Origin of the sequence: Pseudomonas sp. FP2300 (genome assembly GCF_030687595.1) — a bacterium.
Lineage (GTDB): Bacteria > Pseudomonadota > Gammaproteobacteria > Pseudomonadales > Pseudomonadaceae > Aquipseudomonas > Aquipseudomonas bijieensis.
Genome location: NZ_CP117440.1, coordinates 5,674,802 through 5,690,206 on the forward strand (window position 1 = coordinate 5,674,802; position 15,405 = coordinate 5,690,206).

The following is a 15,405-nucleotide window of genomic DNA, read 5'->3' on the forward strand; positions in this document are numbered from 1 at the left end:
TCGCGCCAAGTCGAGACATCATGGACACACTCAGAAAGGATCTATCCCTCTCAGCGGTGATTGCGGGCTTCATCGCCGTGATCATCTCCTACGCCGGCCCGCTCATCATCGTGTTCCAGGCAGCCAAGGAAGCGCACCTGCCCAACGACGTGGTGTCTTCATGGATCTGGGCCATTTCCATCGGCAGCGGGATTACCGGCCTGTTCCTGAGCTGGCGCCTGCGTGTTCCAGTCATCACCGCGTGGTCGACACCCGGGGCGGCGTTGCTGGTGTCGATGCTGCCCACCGTGACCCTGCCCCAAGCCATCGGGGCCTATGTGGTGGCGTCGGTGATCATCGCGCTGGTCGGTCTGTCCGGGGCGTTCGACAAGCTGATGAGTCGCCTGCCCAAGGCCATTGCCGCCGCCATGCTCGCCGGCATCCTGTTCCGCTTTGGCGCCGAGCTGTTCACGTCGATCAAGCTGCAGCCGGCATTGGTGCTGGCGATGATCGCGGCATACCTGGTCTTCAAGCGCTTTTCGCCACGCTACGCGATCCTGTCGGTATTGATCGTCGGTTGCGCGGTGGCCGCCTCGTTCGGTGAACTCAACAGCAGCTCGATCACCATTGCCGTGGCCCAGCCGGTCTTCATCGCCCCTGAATGGAACTGGCACGCAATCATCAACATCGGCCTGCCCCTGGCGTTGGTGACCTTGACCGGCCAGTACGTGCCTGGCATGGCGGTGTTGCGCACCTCGGGCTACAACACGCCTGCGCGCTCGATCATCTCCGTCACTGCGATTGGCTCGGTGCTGATGGCTCCATTCGGCTCCCACGGCTTTAACCTGGCGGCCATTACCGCAGCGATCTGCACCGGCCGCGAAGCCCACGAGGACCGCGACAAACGCTACATGGCCGGGATTGCCTGCGGGGTGTTCTACATTCTGATGGGCACCTTTGGCGCCACCCTGGCCTCGGTGTTCTCCGCCCTGCCGAAAGAATTGATCGCATCCCTCGCCGGCCTCGCCTTGTTTGGCGCGATCAGTGCCGGGCTGAGCGGCGCCATGGCTGACGAGAAGCAACGTGAAGCTGCCTTGATCACCTTCCTGGTGACGGCTTCGGGCATGAGTTTCCTGGGCCTGGCCGCCGCATTCTGGGGGTTGATCTTCGGCCTCGTGGCGCACTTTGTTCTGACTTACACCCGCGAAAGCAAAGCCGCCGTTATCGCCGAGGGCAGCCGACCATGACCGCACGTTACGACTTCATTGTGATCGGTGGCGGCATCGCCGGCGTGTCTGTCGCTTATGAATTGGCGGCCCATGGCAGCGTCTGCCTGCTCGAACAGGAACAGCAACTGGCCTATCACACCACGGGGCGTTCAGCCGCGATCTCGATGGAAAGCTACGGCAACCAACAGATCCGCTCACTGACCTGCGCATCCCGCAACTTCTTCGAAAACCCGCCCGAGGGCCTGGCCGAACATCCGCTATGGGCACCACGGGGCGCGCTGATCGTGGCCCAGGCGGCTCGGGTGGACAAACTCAAAGCGCGTTTCAGCGCCGTACTGGGGCAAGTGCCCACGGCCGAGCTGCTCGACGACAAGCAAGTGCTGGAGCTGGTCCCCTACCTCGCCGAAGGCGCCTGGAGTGCAGGGATCTACGAGCCCAGCGCCTTCGACCTGGACGTACATGGCATCCACGGTGCCTACCTCGGTGGGCTGCGTGCCCGCGGAGGGGTGATCAAGCGTGAAACCCAAGTGCTGCGTGGCGAATATCGCGATGGGCACTGGCGCTTGCACACCCAGGATGGTCAACAACTGCAAGCCGCCATCGTGGTCAACGCCGCCGGGGCCTGGGCCGATGAACTCGCCGAGCGCTGCGGCGTGCCCAAGGTCGGTGTCCGCCCATTGCGGCGCACCGTGCTGGCGGTCGATCCACAATGCGATGTGCACCACACGCCCTACCTGGGGACGGTGGACGAGGACATTTTCATCAAGCCCGAAGCCGGGCGACTGATCGTCTCCCCGTGCGATGAAAGCCCTTCGCTGCCCTGTGACGCGCTACCGGAAGAGCTTGACCTGGCCATCACCATGGATCGCTTGCAAAACACCACGCGCCTGCGCCCGCGCTCGATCATCAATAAATGGGCAGGCCTGCGCACCTTCGTCGCCGACCGCTCGCCGGTGCTCGGCCAAGACTCACAGCAAGAGAGTTTTATCTGGCTCGCGGCCCTCGGTGGCTACGGCATCCAGGCAGCCCCCGCCATTGCACGCCTGTGCAGCCATGCGGCGCTGGGCATTGCCATGCCGGACGACCTGGCGGCGCTGCAACTCAACTACCAGCACTTTTCTCCGGCCCGTTGCCGCGACGAGGAATTTTCCAGCCTGGCCGTCAAGCAGGTTGCCGATTTGCACTAACCCATCCACTTAACAAGGAACGTCACCATGCAAACCACCGCTCAAATCCAGCCCGCCGCCAAACCTTTCCTGGGCGAAGAAAACGTGATCTTCACCGACAAGGCGCCACTGCCGCTGGGCACTTATTCCCAAGGCATCAAGGTCAATCACGGGCAGACCATCTACCTGTCGGCACAAACCCCGGTCTCGGCGCTGAACAACGAAGTGCTGGCCAAGGATTTCGAAGGCCAACTGCGCCAGACCCTCGACAACCTGGTGCAAATGGCCGAAGCGGCAGGTGGCACCCTGGCGAATGTGGTCAAGGTCACGGCATTCATCACTGACCTGAGCGAGTTCCCGACCCTCAACCGCGTCATGGAAGAGTACTTCACCAAGCCGTATCCGGCCCGCACCACCGCCGGCGCCAGTGCGCTGGCACGCAATACCCTGGTTGCCATCGACGCCATCATGGTGATTTGAAACACCTTCTGTCAGCGGAGTGCCCGTCGGTCCGGTGAGCTGGACCGACGTTGGCAAGGAAAGCACCAGCACAGCGTACTTTCAGAGGGTGACCATGAAAAATTCGTACAGAGAGTATGTATTGCAGTGCCTGGTTTGCGATCGAAGCTACCAGCCCCATGAGGTCAGCTACTACTGCCCTCATTGCAAAGTCGATGGCGCCCTGGACGCGCTTTACGATTACCCGACACTCAAGCGCGAATGGTCCCGGGACAGCCTGGCCCATGACCACGCTCGTGGCATGTGGCGCTATGACCGCTTGATGCCGTTGAGCTCGACGCAATTCATTCCACCGTTACTGGTGGGCAACACGCCGCTGTACTCGCGCCCGGAATTGCTCGGTAAAGGTGCCCGGATCAAAGTCTTCGTGAAAGACGAATCGCGGCAACCGACCGGGTCGTTGAAGGATCGCGCCAGCGCCCTGGCGGTGGCCCACGCCATGCAATCCGGTGCGCGTACCGTGGCGGTGGCCAGCACCGGCAATGCCGCTTCGGCATTGGCCGGGATGAGCGCCAGCCTGGGTTTGCACAACGTCATTTACCTGCCCAGGAGCGCGCCCCGCGAAAAGCTTGCGCAGATGCAGGGCTACGGCGCCGAGATCGTGCTGGTGGATGGGCAATATGACGAAGCCTTCGAACAATGCCTCAACGCCTGCGAAGACCACGGCTGGTACAACCGCACCACCGGGATCAACTCGTACATGAGCGAAGGCAAGAAAACCGTCGCCTTCGAAATGTGCGAACAACTCAACTGGCAGGTACCGGATCTGGTGTTCGTACCCGTCGGCAACGGCTGCATCCTGGGTTCGGTCTACAAGGGCTTTTTCGACTTGCTGCAATTGGGCTGGATCGAACGCATTCCACGCCTGATCGGCGTGCAGGCCGAGCACAGCAACTTCATGTACCGCGCCTGGCGCAACGACCGCTCGATGCAGAAGACCGAACGCCTGCCGCCCACCAGCCTGGCCAGCAGCATCAATGTGGCGCTGCCACGTGATCGCCTCAAGGCCATGCGCGCGGTTACCGCCAGTGGCGGTGAGTTCATCTGCGTCAGCGACCCGAGCATTGTCGCCGCCGCCTCCCGATTGGCCGCCAGCACCGGCGTGTTTCCAGAAGCCGGCGCCGCCAGCGCCTTCGCCGGCCTGCTCAAGTATGCAGAAACACACCCCGACACGGCGCAAACCGCCGTGATCCTGATTACCGGTAGCGGTTTGAAAGACACCTCCATTTTTCTGTCCAGCTCGACCAAAAGCCATCCACGGGCGTTGCCGCATCACGTGACTGCGCCACCGGCCGAAGCGCTTATCTAAGGAATCACACCATGAGCCTGCAAAATTTCGACCCCGCCATTGCCCGCCTGATCGACCGCGAGCGCAATCGCCAGGAAACCCACCTGGAGCTGATCGCTTCGGAAAACTATGTCAGCGAAGAAGTGCTCCAGGCCCAGGGCTCGGTACTGACCAACAAATATGCCGAAGGTTATCCGGGCCGGCGCTACTACGGCGGCTGCAAAGTCGTCGATGAGGTCGAGAACCTGGCCATCGAACGTGCTCGCAAACTGTTCAACTGCGAATACGTCAACGTGCAACCGCATTCGGGCTCCCAGGCCAACCAGGCGGTGTTCCTGGCGGTACTCGAACCCGGCGATACGATCCTGGGCATGTCCCTGGCCCACGGCGGCCACCTGACCCACGGCGCCTCGGTGAATTTTTCCGGCAAGATGTACCGGGCCTTTTCCTATGGCCTGGACACGGAGACCGAAACCCTCGACTACGAAGAGATGGAAGCCCTGGCCAGGGAACACCGGCCCAAGATGATCATCGCCGGAGCCTCGGCCTATTCGCGGACCATCGACTTCCAGCGCTTTCGCAAGATCTGCGATGAAATCGGCGCCTACCTGATGGTGGACATGGCGCACTACGCCGGGTTGATCGCCGCCGGTGTCTACCCGTCGCCGGTTGGCATCGCCGACTTCATCACCTCCACCACCCACAAGACCTTGCGCGGCCCGCGCGGTGGCTTGATCCTGGCCAAGGCGCAATATGCCGCCCTGCTCGACAAGACGATTTTCCCGGTGTACCAGGGCGGCCCGCTGATGCACGTCATCGCCGCCAAAGCCGTGGCGTTCAACGAAGCCTTGGGCGACGGGTTCAAACATTACCAGCAGCGGGTGATCGACAACGCCCGCGTCATGGCCGATGTCCTGACCCGACGCGGCTTGCGGGTAGTGTCCGGTGGTACCGACTGCCACATGTTCCTGCTCGATCTGCGCTCGATGAACATCACTGGCAAAGACGCCGAGGCCCTGCTGGAAAGTGCCCACATCACCCTGAACAAAAACGCGATCCCCAATGATCCGCAGAAACCGGCGATCACCAGCGGCATTCGCATCGGCACGCCGGCATTGACCACACGCGGCTTTGGCGAAGCGGAATGCGCCGAAGTGGCGAACTTGATCGCCGACCTGCTGGAACAACCGGACAACGCCGCGCGCCTGGATAACACCCGGCGCCGGGTGATGCATTTGTGCGAATGCTTTCCGGTGTATCTGTTGAGGTGATGCAGCTGTGGGAGCAAAGCTTGCTCGCGATGAACGATGACTGGGTTAGCCTGAACAGTCGCGACGCCTGCATCGCGGGCAAGCCTTGCTCCCACAGATCGGCTGCTTCACTGCTACCCATTACTTCCTTTTGATTTTCAGCGGTACAACAAACGCTCCGCCAGCTCATCGGCCACCCGGGCCGGTGAGCGCTTCTCCGCCTGGGCGTGAGCGAAGACTTCCGTGAGCCGGGCGCCGATCTTCGACAAATGCGCGGTGATCGTCGACAGTTCTTCGCCACGATGCTTCAACGCGACGTAGATCAGCCCACCGGAGTTGATCACATAGTCCGGCGCATAGAGGATTCCGCGTCTTTCCAACTGGTCGGCCACCTGCAGGTTGCTCAACTGATTATGGGCCGAGCCGGCCACGGCCGAGCAACGCAGTTGCGCCACGCTGTGGCTGTTGAGTACACCGCCCAGGCCGCAAGGGGCAAGGATGTCGCAAGGGGTACTGAGCAACGCATCGTTGGCGATCGGATGAGCGCCCAGTTGCTCCATCGCCAATTGCACCTTGCCTGGGTCGATGTCGCTGACCAGCAGTTCGGCGCCCGCCGCGTGCAGCTGTTCGGCCAGGGCATAACCGACATTGCCCAAGCCCTGGATCGCCACCCGCAGGCTTTCGAGATTATCGCTGCCCAGGCGGGCCATGGCGGTGGCACGGATGCCGGCAAATACGCCCATTGCCGCGTGGGGCGCAGGGTCTCCCGAGGCGGTGGTGCTAGTGACATGGCGAGTCTGCTGGGCGATGCAATCCATGTCGGCCACCGACGTGCCGCTGTCGATGGCGGTGATGTAGCGCCCGTCCAATTGCTCGATACAACGACCGAAGGCCTCGAAGAGCGCCGCCCGACTCTCGACATGGGCCGGACGCATGATTACCGCGACCCCGCCGCCCACGGGCAAGCCGGCCAGCGCCGCCTTGTAGCTCATGCCTTGGGCCAGGCGCACGGCGTCAGCCACGGCACTTTCGTCGTCGGGGTAGGCAAGATAACGACAGCCCCCCAGGGCGGGCCCGGGACGGCTGCAATGAATGGCAATCACCGCCTTCAACCCGGTCGTCGGGTCTACGCTTAGGTGCAGCGATTCAAGGCGGGAGCTTTGCATGAGAGCAAACATCGTAAGGCTCCCGAATCACTTTTGTTTGTTTCGCCAGTATAGGCGTGCGGCCGAAATTTGCTGGAGCACGCCGGAATAAGCCGCCGGGATTGCCAGTCTTTTTCGGCATAACCTGTAACCGCGTCTGTCCGAGACTGGACGAAAATCCAAGGCAGGGCTAAAACGAGGCATAGCCCGGAGAGTTTGATGAAACCGCGCCAAGCCTTTTTTGACTGTTTGCACCGTTCACCACCGGCGCTGTTCGAAGCGGCGCTGTGGATCGCTGCCGAACATGATAGCGATGTGGACGTACCGGCCTTGCTGAAGGATTTCAAGGAGCTGCAACAGCAGGTCAGCCATGGCCTGCCGATGTTGCCGGTCAGCGAGCTGGGTCAACCTTTGTTGCGACGACTCAATGACCTGGGGTTCGCTCAGGACGATTTCACGCCGCTGCGCCCACGTGCGGCACTGCTGAACCAAGTGCTCACCCGCAAGCGCGGGCAACCCCTGGCGCTGAGCTTGATTGCCCTGGAGTTGGCCCGAGGCCTGGAAATTCCGATGGTCGGTGTCAATTTCCCCGGCCATTTCCTGCTGAAAGTACCCGGGGCCGATCATCTGCTCGATCCATGCGGTGGCCGCCGGCTATACCCCAATGACTGCCGGGAACTGCTACAGCGCCAATACGGCGCGAACATGCCGCTCAAGGCCGAGCATCTGCTCAACGCCGAGCCGATACAGATGCTCCAGCGCCTGTCGCGCAACCTGCGCCAACTGCATCTGGCCAACGACGACTACATCGCGGCCCTGATCGACGCCGAACGGGTACTGGAACTGGGCAACGCCAGCGCCGCCGACTACCTGGCACGCGCCAGCCTGTATCAGCGGCTCGACTGTCCGAATGCCGAACGCTTCGACCTGGAACATGCGCTGATGCTCAGCGACGACCCGATCCAGCGGATCCGGCTGACGGAGCGGCTGGGGCATTTGCCACCGAATTCGGTTGTGCATTGAGCGGTCGTGGGGCTGAACATCTTTGTCGACGGTAGAATCGCCTTCGCGAGCAAGCCCGCTCCCACACATTTGATCGGCATACACCCGAATCAATGTGGGAGCGGGCTTGCTCGCGAAGACGGCAGACCAGCCAACATCAATATCAAGTAGGGGTATCCGGCTGCTTCGCCGGATGCGCCTGTTGGAACGCCCTATGCCCAGCCGCCAACGCCGCCACGCGACGGATCCGCGGATACGCCTGCAAGGACACATTGAAACGCTCGGCGGCGTACAACTGCGGAATCAGGAACACGTCCGCCAACCCCGGCTCTGCACCGAAGCAATAGCCGTCATCGCCAATCAACTGCTCCACAGCCGCCAGCCCCTGGCTGATCCAGTGCCCGATCCATTCCGTCACCTGGGTTTCATCGTGGCCCCACTGGCGCAATCTGTTGAGCACGCTGACGTTGTGCAGGGGGTGAATATCGCAACCGATCAGCGCCGCCACACCGCGCTCATGGGCCCGAACCGCCAGGTCGGCGCTGAGCAGCGGCACCTGTGGATAACGCTCCTCCAGATATTCGATGATGGCGGGCGATTGCACCAGCAACGCGCCTTCATCGGTACGCAGCGCCGGCACCCGGCCCTGGGGGTTGATCGCCAGGTAGGCCGGCTGGCGATGCTCGCCCCCCGGCGCGGCGATCAGGTTGACTGGCAAGGCCTGGTAATCCAGGCCCTTGAGCGCCAGCGCAATGCGCACCCGGTAGGACGAGGTGGAACGGTAGTAGGTATAGAGTTCCATGCCCTGGCCCTCAACGCGCCGACAGGATCTTGCCCCGGCACTCGCCGAAGCCGATGGAAGCGAAACCCTCGCGGCGGCAACGGGCCCGCAGGATGATTTCGTCACCGTCCTCGAGGAAGCGGCGCACTTCGCCAGAGGCCAGTTCGATCGGTTTTTTGCCACCCTCGGTGATTTCCAGCAGGCTGCCGAATTGATGGTTTTCAGGCCCCGACAAGGTGCCCGAGCCAAACAGATCACCGGCCTGCAACTGGCAACCGTTGACGCTGTGGTGCGCGACCATTTGCGCCACGGTCCAGTACATGTACTGGGTGTTGCTCAAGGTCAGGCGCTGGGCCGGCAGATTCTGCTCGACCATGGCCTCGGTCAGCAGCAGGACCTCCAGCTCGATGTCGAAGGCACCGCGGGCCTGGTCACGCTTGTCCAGCAGATACGGCAGTGGCTGTGGATCGCCTTCCGGGCGCGCCGGTTGTGGGCGGCGGAACGGTTCCAGGGCCTCAGCGGTCACCACCCACGGCGAAATACTGGTCAGGAAACTCTTCGACAGAAATGGCCCCAGGGGCTGGTATTCCCAAGCCTGGATATCCCGGGCCGACCAGTCGTTGAGCAGGCAGAACCCGCCAATGTGCTCGGCGGCATCGCCGATGGCGATAGGTTCGCCCAAGGCATTGCCCTTGCCGATCCAGATCCCCAGCTCCAGCTCATAGTCCAGCCGCGCACACGGGCCGAAAGCCGGCTCGGTCTGGCCGGCGGGCAGGGTTTGGCCCTTGGGGCGGCGCACGTCGGTGCCGGAGGGGCGAATGGTCGAGGCGCGGCCGTGATAACCGATGGGCACGTACTTGTAGTTGGGCAGCAAGGGATTGTCGGGACGAAACAGCTTGCCGACATTTTGCGCGTGTTCGATACCTACATAGAAGTCGGTGTAGTCGTTGATCCTGGCCGGCAGGTGCATCTGGCAGTCGGCTGCGCGGATCAGCAGCTTCGCACCCAGGGCTTCGATCTTGCCCCGCAGCGAGCTGTCTTCGCGCAGCAACTCCAGCAAGCGCTCACGCAACGCCACCCGAGCGCCGCGGCCCAGATCGAAGAACCCGTTCAACTGGCCGCCCTTCATGGCCTCGATGGCTTCGCGCGCCGCGCCGTCAAACAGGCCCGCCTGCAAAGCGGCCTGCAAATCGAAGATGAACTCGCCAATGGCCACGCCGCTACGAGGGGCGCCGCCGTCGGTGCTGAAAATGCCCAGCGGCAGGTTTTGCAGCGGGAAGTCGGCATGGCCGTTGGCGGAGGTGACCCAGCTACGGTCAGGGGAAGGTTGAGTCATGGGTTATCTCCGGGTCGGGTCGAACGTGACAGGCAGCGAGGCCCAACAAGCATCGTAGTCGGTTTGCAGTTGCGGGCAGTCCAGGGCGAAACGGCTCGGGCGCAACACCTGGCTGGTCTCGAACATGAATGCCATGGTGTTGTCGATTTTCGCCGGCTGAAGTTCAGCGTTGATCGCCTTGGTGCAGGTTTCGCCGTCCGGGCCATGGGCACTCATGCAACTGTGCAAGGACGCGCCACCCGGCAGGAAACCTTCCGCCTTGGCATCGTAGGCGCCCTGGATCAGGCCCATGAATTCGTTCATCAGGTTGCGGTGGAACCACGGCGGACGGAAGGTGTTTTCCGCCACCATCCAGCGTGGCGGGAAGATCACGAAATCGAGGTTGGCCAGGCCATGGACGCTGGTGGGCGAGGTCAACACAGTGAAAATCGACGGATCCGGGTGATCGAAGCTGACCGTGCCAATGGTGTTGAAGCGGCGCAGATCATACTTGTACGGCACGTTGTTGCCGTGCCAGGCCACCACGTCGAGGGGCGAATGATCCAACTCGCAACCCCACAACTCACCGAGGAATTTCTGCACCAGCGGGGTCGGTTGCGCGAGATTCTCGTAATGGGCGACCGGCGTCAGGAAATCCCGTGGGTTCGCCAGGCCGTTGCTGCCGATGGGGCCGAGGTCCGGCAAGCGCAACGGCGCGCCGTGGTTCTCGGCGAGGTAACCACGGGCCTGCGGATCGAGCAGTTCGACGCGAAACTTCAGGCCCCGGGGCAGCACGGCGATTTCCAGCGGTGCCAGCTCCAGCACACCCAGTTCGGTGGCGATCCGCAGCCGTCCCAGTTGCGGCACGATCAGCCATTCACCGTCGGCGTTGAAAAACACCCGCTCCATGGAGCGGTTGGCCCGGTAGTGATAAAGGCTGATGCCGGCCGGTTTGTCCGCAGCGGCGTTGGCCGCCATGCACACCAGCCCGTCGATGAAATCGGTGGGCTCGGCGGGAATTTCCAGCGGGTTCCAACGCAGGCGATTGGGCGTGACTTCGCCCAATGGTCCGCCCGCCAATTGCCGTTCGAGCTTGGTGAAGGCCGGGTGATTGGCCGACGGCCGGATACGATACATCCAGGTACGCCGCGCTTCGCTGCGGGCCATGGTGAACGCGGTGCCGGAGAACAATTCGGTATAGAGACCGTACGGAGCTTTCTGCGGTGAGTTCTGGCCCACCGGCAATGCACCGGGCAATGCTTCGCTGGCAAATTCGTTACCGAAGCCTGATTGGTAGACCAGGTCCGACACTGGGGAATCGAGGTTCATGGAGCCTCCAGGAATGCGGCCCGTCACTCAACGGAGTGGTTGAGGCGCACCGGGTTATTTTTATCGTAATTCAATTACGCATAACGTAATTTGCTCGACAGCGACCGTCAAGCTATAAAGACGCCCATTCGCCTCTGGACCCTGCGCCACCATGGAAACCCCGCTCAGCAACGGTAAACAGAAAGTCCGCTCGGCCGAAGTCGGCACCGACATCCTCAAGGCGCTGGCGGAACTGTCCCCCTCCACATCGCTATCGCGGCTGGCCGAACACGTGCAAATGCCGGCGAGCAAGGTGCATCGATACCTGCAGGCCTTGATCGCCAGCGGGTTTGCCGAGCAGAACGCCGCCACCAACCACTATGGCCTGGGCCGCGAGGCCCTGCGCGTGGGCCTGGCGGCGCTCAATGGCATGGACGTGCTGCAAGTGGCCGCCCTGCCCTTGTCCGAGTTGCGCGACGACTTGAACGAAACCTGTTTCCTGGCGGTATGGGGCAACCATGGCGCGACCGTGGTGCGTATCGAACCCGCCGTGCGGGCCGTGACCGTGGTGACGCAACTGGGCTCGGTATTGCCGCTGCTCAGTTCGTCCACGGGGCTGGTGTTCAGCGCTTATCTGCCGGAGCGCGAGACCATCGGTTTGCGCGAACAGGAAGTACAAGGCAGCGAGCATCACTCCCTCGCCGACGACCGCGCCTACGCCGCCCTGTGCGAGCAGATTCGCAATCGCGGCCTGCACCATGTGCATGGCTTGCTGATGCCGGGCGTGGATGCCTTGTCTGCTCCGGTATTCAATGCCGTTGGCGAGGTGAAGGCGGTGATGACCATCGTCGGTCCGACCTCGCTGTTCCACGCCGACGAAAACGGCCCGGCGGCGCAACGCCTGTTGGCGGCGACCCGGGCCGTGAGTTGGCGGATGGGGTATGAAGCAGGTCCGGGATCAGCCCAGGAAATCCGGGACAATCCTGATCAGTAGTTCATTGAGATGAGCGGGGACCAGCCGCGGATGGCTATCACGCTCTTCGCCACTGAAGGCAACCATATAAATACCCTGATGATCGCCCTTGGAGTGGTAGGGAATATCATTATGGTGGAAATGGTCCAGTAGGTATTCAACCAGTAGTTCAGAAGACGACACCATCCGTTTACCGGAGTCATGGGGCACAAAACTGGTGACGTAGACTTTATCCAGGTCGACGCCGGGCAAATGAGCTTTCAAGGCCGCATGAACATCCATGGCATCCAACGGCCGGATGGAGCGCTTGGATAAATCCATTGCAGGTTTTTCTGCCAGGCTTGTAACGATATCCACGACAATTTTTTCAAAAGCGATTAAATCCAGGGCCTTGACCCGGTCTTCCGTGGCAAAGGAATAACGCTTGCTGAACACATTACTGACGGCTTGTGTGTAATTGGGCAATCGCTGCTCCACAACGCAGGCCAGCGCCTCATCGAACAGGGTTTCGGAAGATCCAACTTCGGTGTTGGGAAAATCTGCCAATGTATTCAGATAGGTGTTCAACGGGTTGACGCCCAAGCCATCCAGACGATCGCCCAACAGCACCTTTACCGCAAAATCCACGCGAGTGTTCTTCAGGGCGCGAAGTTTTTCGGAATAAGAAGAAAATAACTGAGTATTCATAAACATCCTTGTCATGTCAGGGGCACGAACTTCCTGTTCGGCCGATCAATTCAGTTATACCTCAGCCTCCCCCCTTATTGTAAAAAGGCAAAATGTAAGAGTGCGTAAAGAACTCGATTGAAACTAAGCCATCATGCCCATGACCTTGGCTTTTGCTACCGCTTGAGTACGCCGCTGCACCCCCAACTTGCTATGTATCCGCCGCGAATGAGTTTTTACGGTATGCAACGATATGAACAACCGTTCGGCAATTTGCTGGTTGGAATAGCCCTGTGCAATCAACTCCAGCACTTCCAGTTCACGGTGACTGAGTAACGGTTCTTCGACCGCCAGCACGGTCGTCTCCTCGACTTGCTCCGTCATTTGTGCCCAACGCAAGAACTCGGGCTGGCGCAAGCGCAACTCACACAAAGCTTGCTCGGCCCGCCAGCAGGTGACTCGTTCAAACCCCTCCTGCAGCATCGTCCGGGCCTGGGCACGATCACCGGACAACCAGACAACCTCCGTCAGCACCAGATGCAGCTCGGTTTCCAGGCTGTGCATTTCACTGTCCTGTGCCTGGGCGATCATTGCCCTGAGTCGAGTTTGCGGATCATGTGCCCGCTGCAAGTAGACCTCGGCCAGCACCAGCAGGTATTCAAGTCGCGCAATCAACTCCAGGGTCGCGGGAGGCGCGTGCTTGGCCCGCGGTCCGCGAAAATGGCGCAAGACGCGGGTCAAGGCTTCATGGGCCAATTGCGCCCGTCCCTGTTGCAACCAGAACTGGCAACTGGTTTGCAACAACACGCCACGGTAAACGGTGTCGGGGATGTGCCGCTGCTGCATGATCCGCTCGGCATCGCGCAGTTGCATGAAGGCTTCGCCATAGTCGCCTTGGTTGGCGGCCAGGGTAGCCTTGCCGAGAAAGCCGTAGAGCACCTGTTTGTCCTGGCTGTGCAGGCCCGTTTCCAGGCCCGCTTGAAACTGTTCGGCGGCCCGTTCCTCAAAGCCCATGCGCAAGGCCAGGCGCCCACGCCGCAGGGCAATACGCCCCAACAACGCAGAAAAATCCTGGCCCGGTTTATCCAGCAGCGCCTGAACGGCGGCCAGCAGATGATCGGCCCGGTGCGGTGCCCCCCGTTGCTCCAGGATTTGGGCGTGGTCCAGTTCCAGCAACCCTTCAAATACCAGCGAGCCTTGCGCACGCGCCAGGCACAATGCCTGTCGGTTGATCAATTGTGCAGAGGCCAGTTCGCCGGCAAGCAGCGCCTGTTGCGTCAGCCCACCGAGGCACAGCACCCGTTGGGCCCAGGCATCGGGGTCCAGGCTGCCCTGGGCTTGGAGGAAGTGCTCACGCGCCCGCTCGCCATCGCCCGAGAGGTGCAGCAACCAGCCCTGCAAGACCTGCCACCTTGCCAGCACCTGTCGCTGCCGACAGGCTGAAGGCTGGGGCATGAACCTGGCCAGTTGTTCAATACATGCCGAGGCCTGGTCGAAACGGCCGGCGAACAGCAGCGCAGCGGTGACCAACCCCACCGATTGCGGCGTACCAAGGGTCAGCGCTTCGCCTTGTTGATCATGCAAGCCCAACAACAGCACGACGTTGCGGCGCTGCAAGACGTGCTCGAAGCTCAGATGCTGCAAGAAACTCACGGCCGTCTCGAACTCTCCGGCCAACAGGGCTTGCTCGAACGCCATTTGCCAGTCCTGCTCGGCAGCAAACCATTGGCAGGCCCGGCGATGCCAGGAACGCCCCTGCGACCAGGGCTCTTCACGGACCAGCCGAGCCAGGGCCGGGAATATCTGCAACCAGTCCGATGTCTGCTCCCACGGCTCGATGAAACACCCCAGGTCCAGCAACAACGGCAGGCACTCAGCGCCCACGGTGTCGCCGAACAGATGCTCGCACAGCCGGGCATTGAAGCGCGGCAAACGCGCCAGCACACGCCAGGCCTGCGCCAGGTCCGGGGTCAGCGTGCTGAACAGTTCGTACTCCAGGTAGTCGAGCAAGGTCCCGGGCCGCCCTGGCGTTGCATGACTGCGTGCCCATTCGCAACGCTCGAGCAGGGCGATGCGTACCCCGGCACACCAGCCGCCACTGCGCTGGATCACCTCACGGGCAGTGCGGGCAGCCTGAGGACCGGGCAGGTGACGAAGCAATGGCAGGACATCGTCAGGGGTGAAGAACAACGCCTGCGCATCGAACTCGTGCAGCTCGTCATCGAGTAACAGCCGCGGCCAGTTGCAGTGGGGCCGACGGCGGCCATTCAACCACAGATGCAACGCCGGACTGCTGTTATTCAACAGACGGTCAAGCAACTGGTCCAGTTCTGGATTCGGCACCCGGCAGTAATCATCCAGGAACAACCACGTGGGGGTTTGCAAACGCGCCAGGTGGGCCAGTAGCCCCGCTTCATCCAGCCTCGGCAAGCCGAGGGTCTGCGCCAAGTGCTCGCACATTTGCACCGCGCTCAACGCCGCGCCCCCCAGGGGCAACCAATGCAAGCGACAACCGGGGGGAGCCTGCAGGAAGCATTCGGCGAACAATGCACTCTTGCCACTGCCCGCCGGCGCGCAGAGCAGTTTTACCCGCGCTTCGGAAGTCAGCAGCGGCTCGCTCAGGGACCGCCGCGGCACATGCGTCGAGGACAGGCGAGGCAGCAATCCTGGACGGTCCGGACACGGGGTCATGGCGGTCATGTGGGAAGATCCTGTTTATTGTTATCTCACCACCCTAGTCCTGTGTCGCCAAGCTTTGGAGAAGTATTCAGCGCGCTGATTGGC

13 protein-coding genes are annotated in these 15,405 nt (G+C 61.8%); 7 read left to right on the top strand and 6 right to left on the bottom strand.

Annotation, left to right across the window (positions count from 1 at the left end):
• Positions 1–20 precede the first annotated feature (20 nt).
• From PSH86_RS25175 to glyA, 5 genes are all read left to right on the top strand, one after another.
• Positions 21–1,226, top strand: a complete 1,206-nt coding sequence (locus PSH86_RS25175) for a benzoate/H(+) symporter BenE family transporter (RefSeq protein ID WP_176689162.1) — start codon at positions 21–23, stop codon at positions 1,224–1,226.
• The gene (locus PSH86_RS25180; protein ID WP_305485647.1) at positions 1,223–2,395 is read left to right on the top strand and encodes an FAD-binding oxidoreductase; all 1,173 of its coding nucleotides are present in this window, start codon (positions 1,223–1,225) and stop codon (positions 2,393–2,395) included. Before PSH86_RS25175 ends, PSH86_RS25180 begins: the two co-directional genes overlap by 4 nt.
• Before the next feature lie 27 nt (positions 2,396–2,422).
• Positions 2,423–2,854 (top strand): Rid family detoxifying hydrolase, encoded by a 432-nt coding sequence (locus PSH86_RS25185; RefSeq protein ID WP_109754851.1) that lies wholly within the window; start codon positions 2,423–2,425, stop codon positions 2,852–2,854.
• Positions 2,855–2,948: 94 nt separating this feature from the next.
• Positions 2,949–4,202, top strand: coding sequence for a threonine synthase (gene thrC, locus PSH86_RS25190; RefSeq protein ID WP_116833414.1), 1,254 nt, complete (start codon positions 2,949–2,951; stop codon positions 4,200–4,202).
• A gap of 11 nt (positions 4,203–4,213) precedes the next feature.
• Positions 4,214–5,452 carry a serine hydroxymethyltransferase gene (gene glyA, locus PSH86_RS25195; RefSeq protein ID WP_116833415.1) on the top strand — a complete coding sequence of 413 codons (1,239 nt, stop codon included), beginning with the start codon at positions 4,214–4,216 and terminating at the stop codon, positions 5,450–5,452.
• 137 nt (positions 5,453–5,589) lie between these two features.
• On the opposite strand, the gene PSH86_RS25200 is transcribed toward glyA, so the two are convergent.
• Positions 5,590–6,609, bottom strand: a complete 1,020-nt coding sequence (locus PSH86_RS25200) for a Glu/Leu/Phe/Val dehydrogenase dimerization domain-containing protein (protein ID WP_109754854.1) — start codon at positions 6,607–6,609, stop codon at positions 5,590–5,592.
• A gap of 186 nt (positions 6,610–6,795) precedes the next feature.
• Between PSH86_RS25200 and PSH86_RS25205 the strand changes: the two genes are divergently transcribed.
• The gene (locus tag PSH86_RS25205) at positions 6,796–7,599 is read left to right on the top strand and encodes a SirB1 family protein (protein WP_109754855.1); all 804 of its coding nucleotides are present in this window, start codon (positions 6,796–6,798) and stop codon (positions 7,597–7,599) included.
• A gap of 142 nt (positions 7,600–7,741) precedes the next feature.
• Here PSH86_RS25205 and maiA read toward each other — a convergent pair whose 3' ends face one another.
• The 3 genes from maiA to hmgA are packed head-to-tail and all read right to left on the bottom strand — an operon-like array spanning position 7,742 to position 11,003.
• Positions 7,742–8,380: a maleylacetoacetate isomerase gene (maiA, locus tag PSH86_RS25210; protein WP_305485657.1), complete on the bottom strand. Its 639-nt coding sequence runs from the start codon at positions 8,378–8,380 to the stop codon at positions 7,742–7,744.
• 10 nt (positions 8,381–8,390) lie between these two features.
• Positions 8,391–9,695 (bottom strand): fumarylacetoacetase, encoded by a 1,305-nt coding sequence (gene fahA / locus PSH86_RS25215; RefSeq protein WP_305485660.1) that lies wholly within the window; start codon positions 9,693–9,695, stop codon positions 8,391–8,393.
• A 3-nt stretch (positions 9,696–9,698) separates the two neighbouring features.
• A complete protein-coding gene (gene hmgA / locus PSH86_RS25220; protein WP_109754858.1) occupies positions 9,699–11,003 on the bottom strand; it encodes a homogentisate 1,2-dioxygenase in 1,305 nt (434 codons plus the stop codon).
• 151 nt (positions 11,004–11,154) lie between these two features.
• Here hmgA and PSH86_RS25225 point away from each other — a divergent pair, with 151 nt between their 5' ends.
• On the top strand, positions 11,155–11,976 hold the full coding sequence (locus tag PSH86_RS25225; RefSeq protein WP_176689157.1) for an IclR family transcriptional regulator: 822 nt from the start codon (positions 11,155–11,157) through the stop codon (positions 11,974–11,976).
• On the opposite strand, the gene PSH86_RS25230 is transcribed toward PSH86_RS25225, so the two are convergent.
• Positions 11,941–12,642 (bottom strand): hypothetical protein, encoded by a 702-nt coding sequence (locus PSH86_RS25230; protein ID WP_176689156.1) that lies wholly within the window; start codon positions 12,640–12,642, stop codon positions 11,941–11,943. The genes PSH86_RS25225 and PSH86_RS25230 overlap by 36 nt on opposite strands.
• A 123-nt stretch (positions 12,643–12,765) precedes the next feature.
• Complete coding sequence (locus PSH86_RS25235) at positions 12,766–15,321, bottom strand: LuxR C-terminal-related transcriptional regulator (RefSeq protein ID WP_305485666.1); 2,556 nt, start codon at positions 15,319–15,321, stop codon at positions 12,766–12,768.
• Between the last annotated feature and the right edge of the window lie 84 nt (positions 15,322–15,405).

What these genes read in the sequence shown, in the direction of transcription:
- PSH86_RS25175 (WP_176689162.1), top strand. Translation starts at nt 21, where the DNA reads ATGGACACACTCAGAAAGGATCTATCCCTCTCAGCGGTGATTGCGGGC.
- PSH86_RS25180 (WP_305485647.1), top strand. Translation starts at nt 1,223, where the DNA reads ATGACCGCACGTTACGACTTCATTGTGATCGGTGGCGGCATCGCCGGC.
- PSH86_RS25185 (WP_109754851.1), top strand. Translation starts at nt 2,423, where the DNA reads ATGCAAACCACCGCTCAAATCCAGCCCGCCGCCAAACCTTTCCTGGGC.
- thrC (WP_116833414.1), top strand. Translation starts at nt 2,949, where the DNA reads ATGAAAAATTCGTACAGAGAGTATGTATTGCAGTGCCTGGTTTGCGAT.
- glyA (WP_116833415.1), top strand. Translation starts at nt 4,214, where the DNA reads ATGAGCCTGCAAAATTTCGACCCCGCCATTGCCCGCCTGATCGACCGC.
- PSH86_RS25200 (WP_109754854.1), bottom strand. Translation starts at nt 6,609, where the DNA reads ATGTTTGCTCTCATGCAAAGCTCCCGCCTTGAATCGCTGCACCTAAGC.
- PSH86_RS25205 (WP_109754855.1), top strand. Translation starts at nt 6,796, where the DNA reads ATGAAACCGCGCCAAGCCTTTTTTGACTGTTTGCACCGTTCACCACCG.
- maiA (WP_305485657.1), bottom strand. Translation starts at nt 8,380, where the DNA reads ATGGAACTCTATACCTACTACCGTTCCACCTCGTCCTACCGGGTGCGC.
- fahA (WP_305485660.1), bottom strand. Translation starts at nt 9,695, where the DNA reads ATGACTCAACCTTCCCCTGACCGTAGCTGGGTCACCTCCGCCAACGGC.
- hmgA (WP_109754858.1), bottom strand. Translation starts at nt 11,003, where the DNA reads ATGAACCTCGATTCCCCAGTGTCGGACCTGGTCTACCAATCAGGCTTC.
- PSH86_RS25225 (WP_176689157.1), top strand. Translation starts at nt 11,155, where the DNA reads ATGGAAACCCCGCTCAGCAACGGTAAACAGAAAGTCCGCTCGGCCGAA.
- PSH86_RS25230 (WP_176689156.1), bottom strand. Translation starts at nt 12,642, where the DNA reads ATGAATACTCAGTTATTTTCTTCTTATTCCGAAAAACTTCGCGCCCTG.
- PSH86_RS25235 (WP_305485666.1), bottom strand. Translation starts at nt 15,321, where the DNA reads ATGACCGCCATGACCCCGTGTCCGGACCGTCCAGGATTGCTGCCTCGC.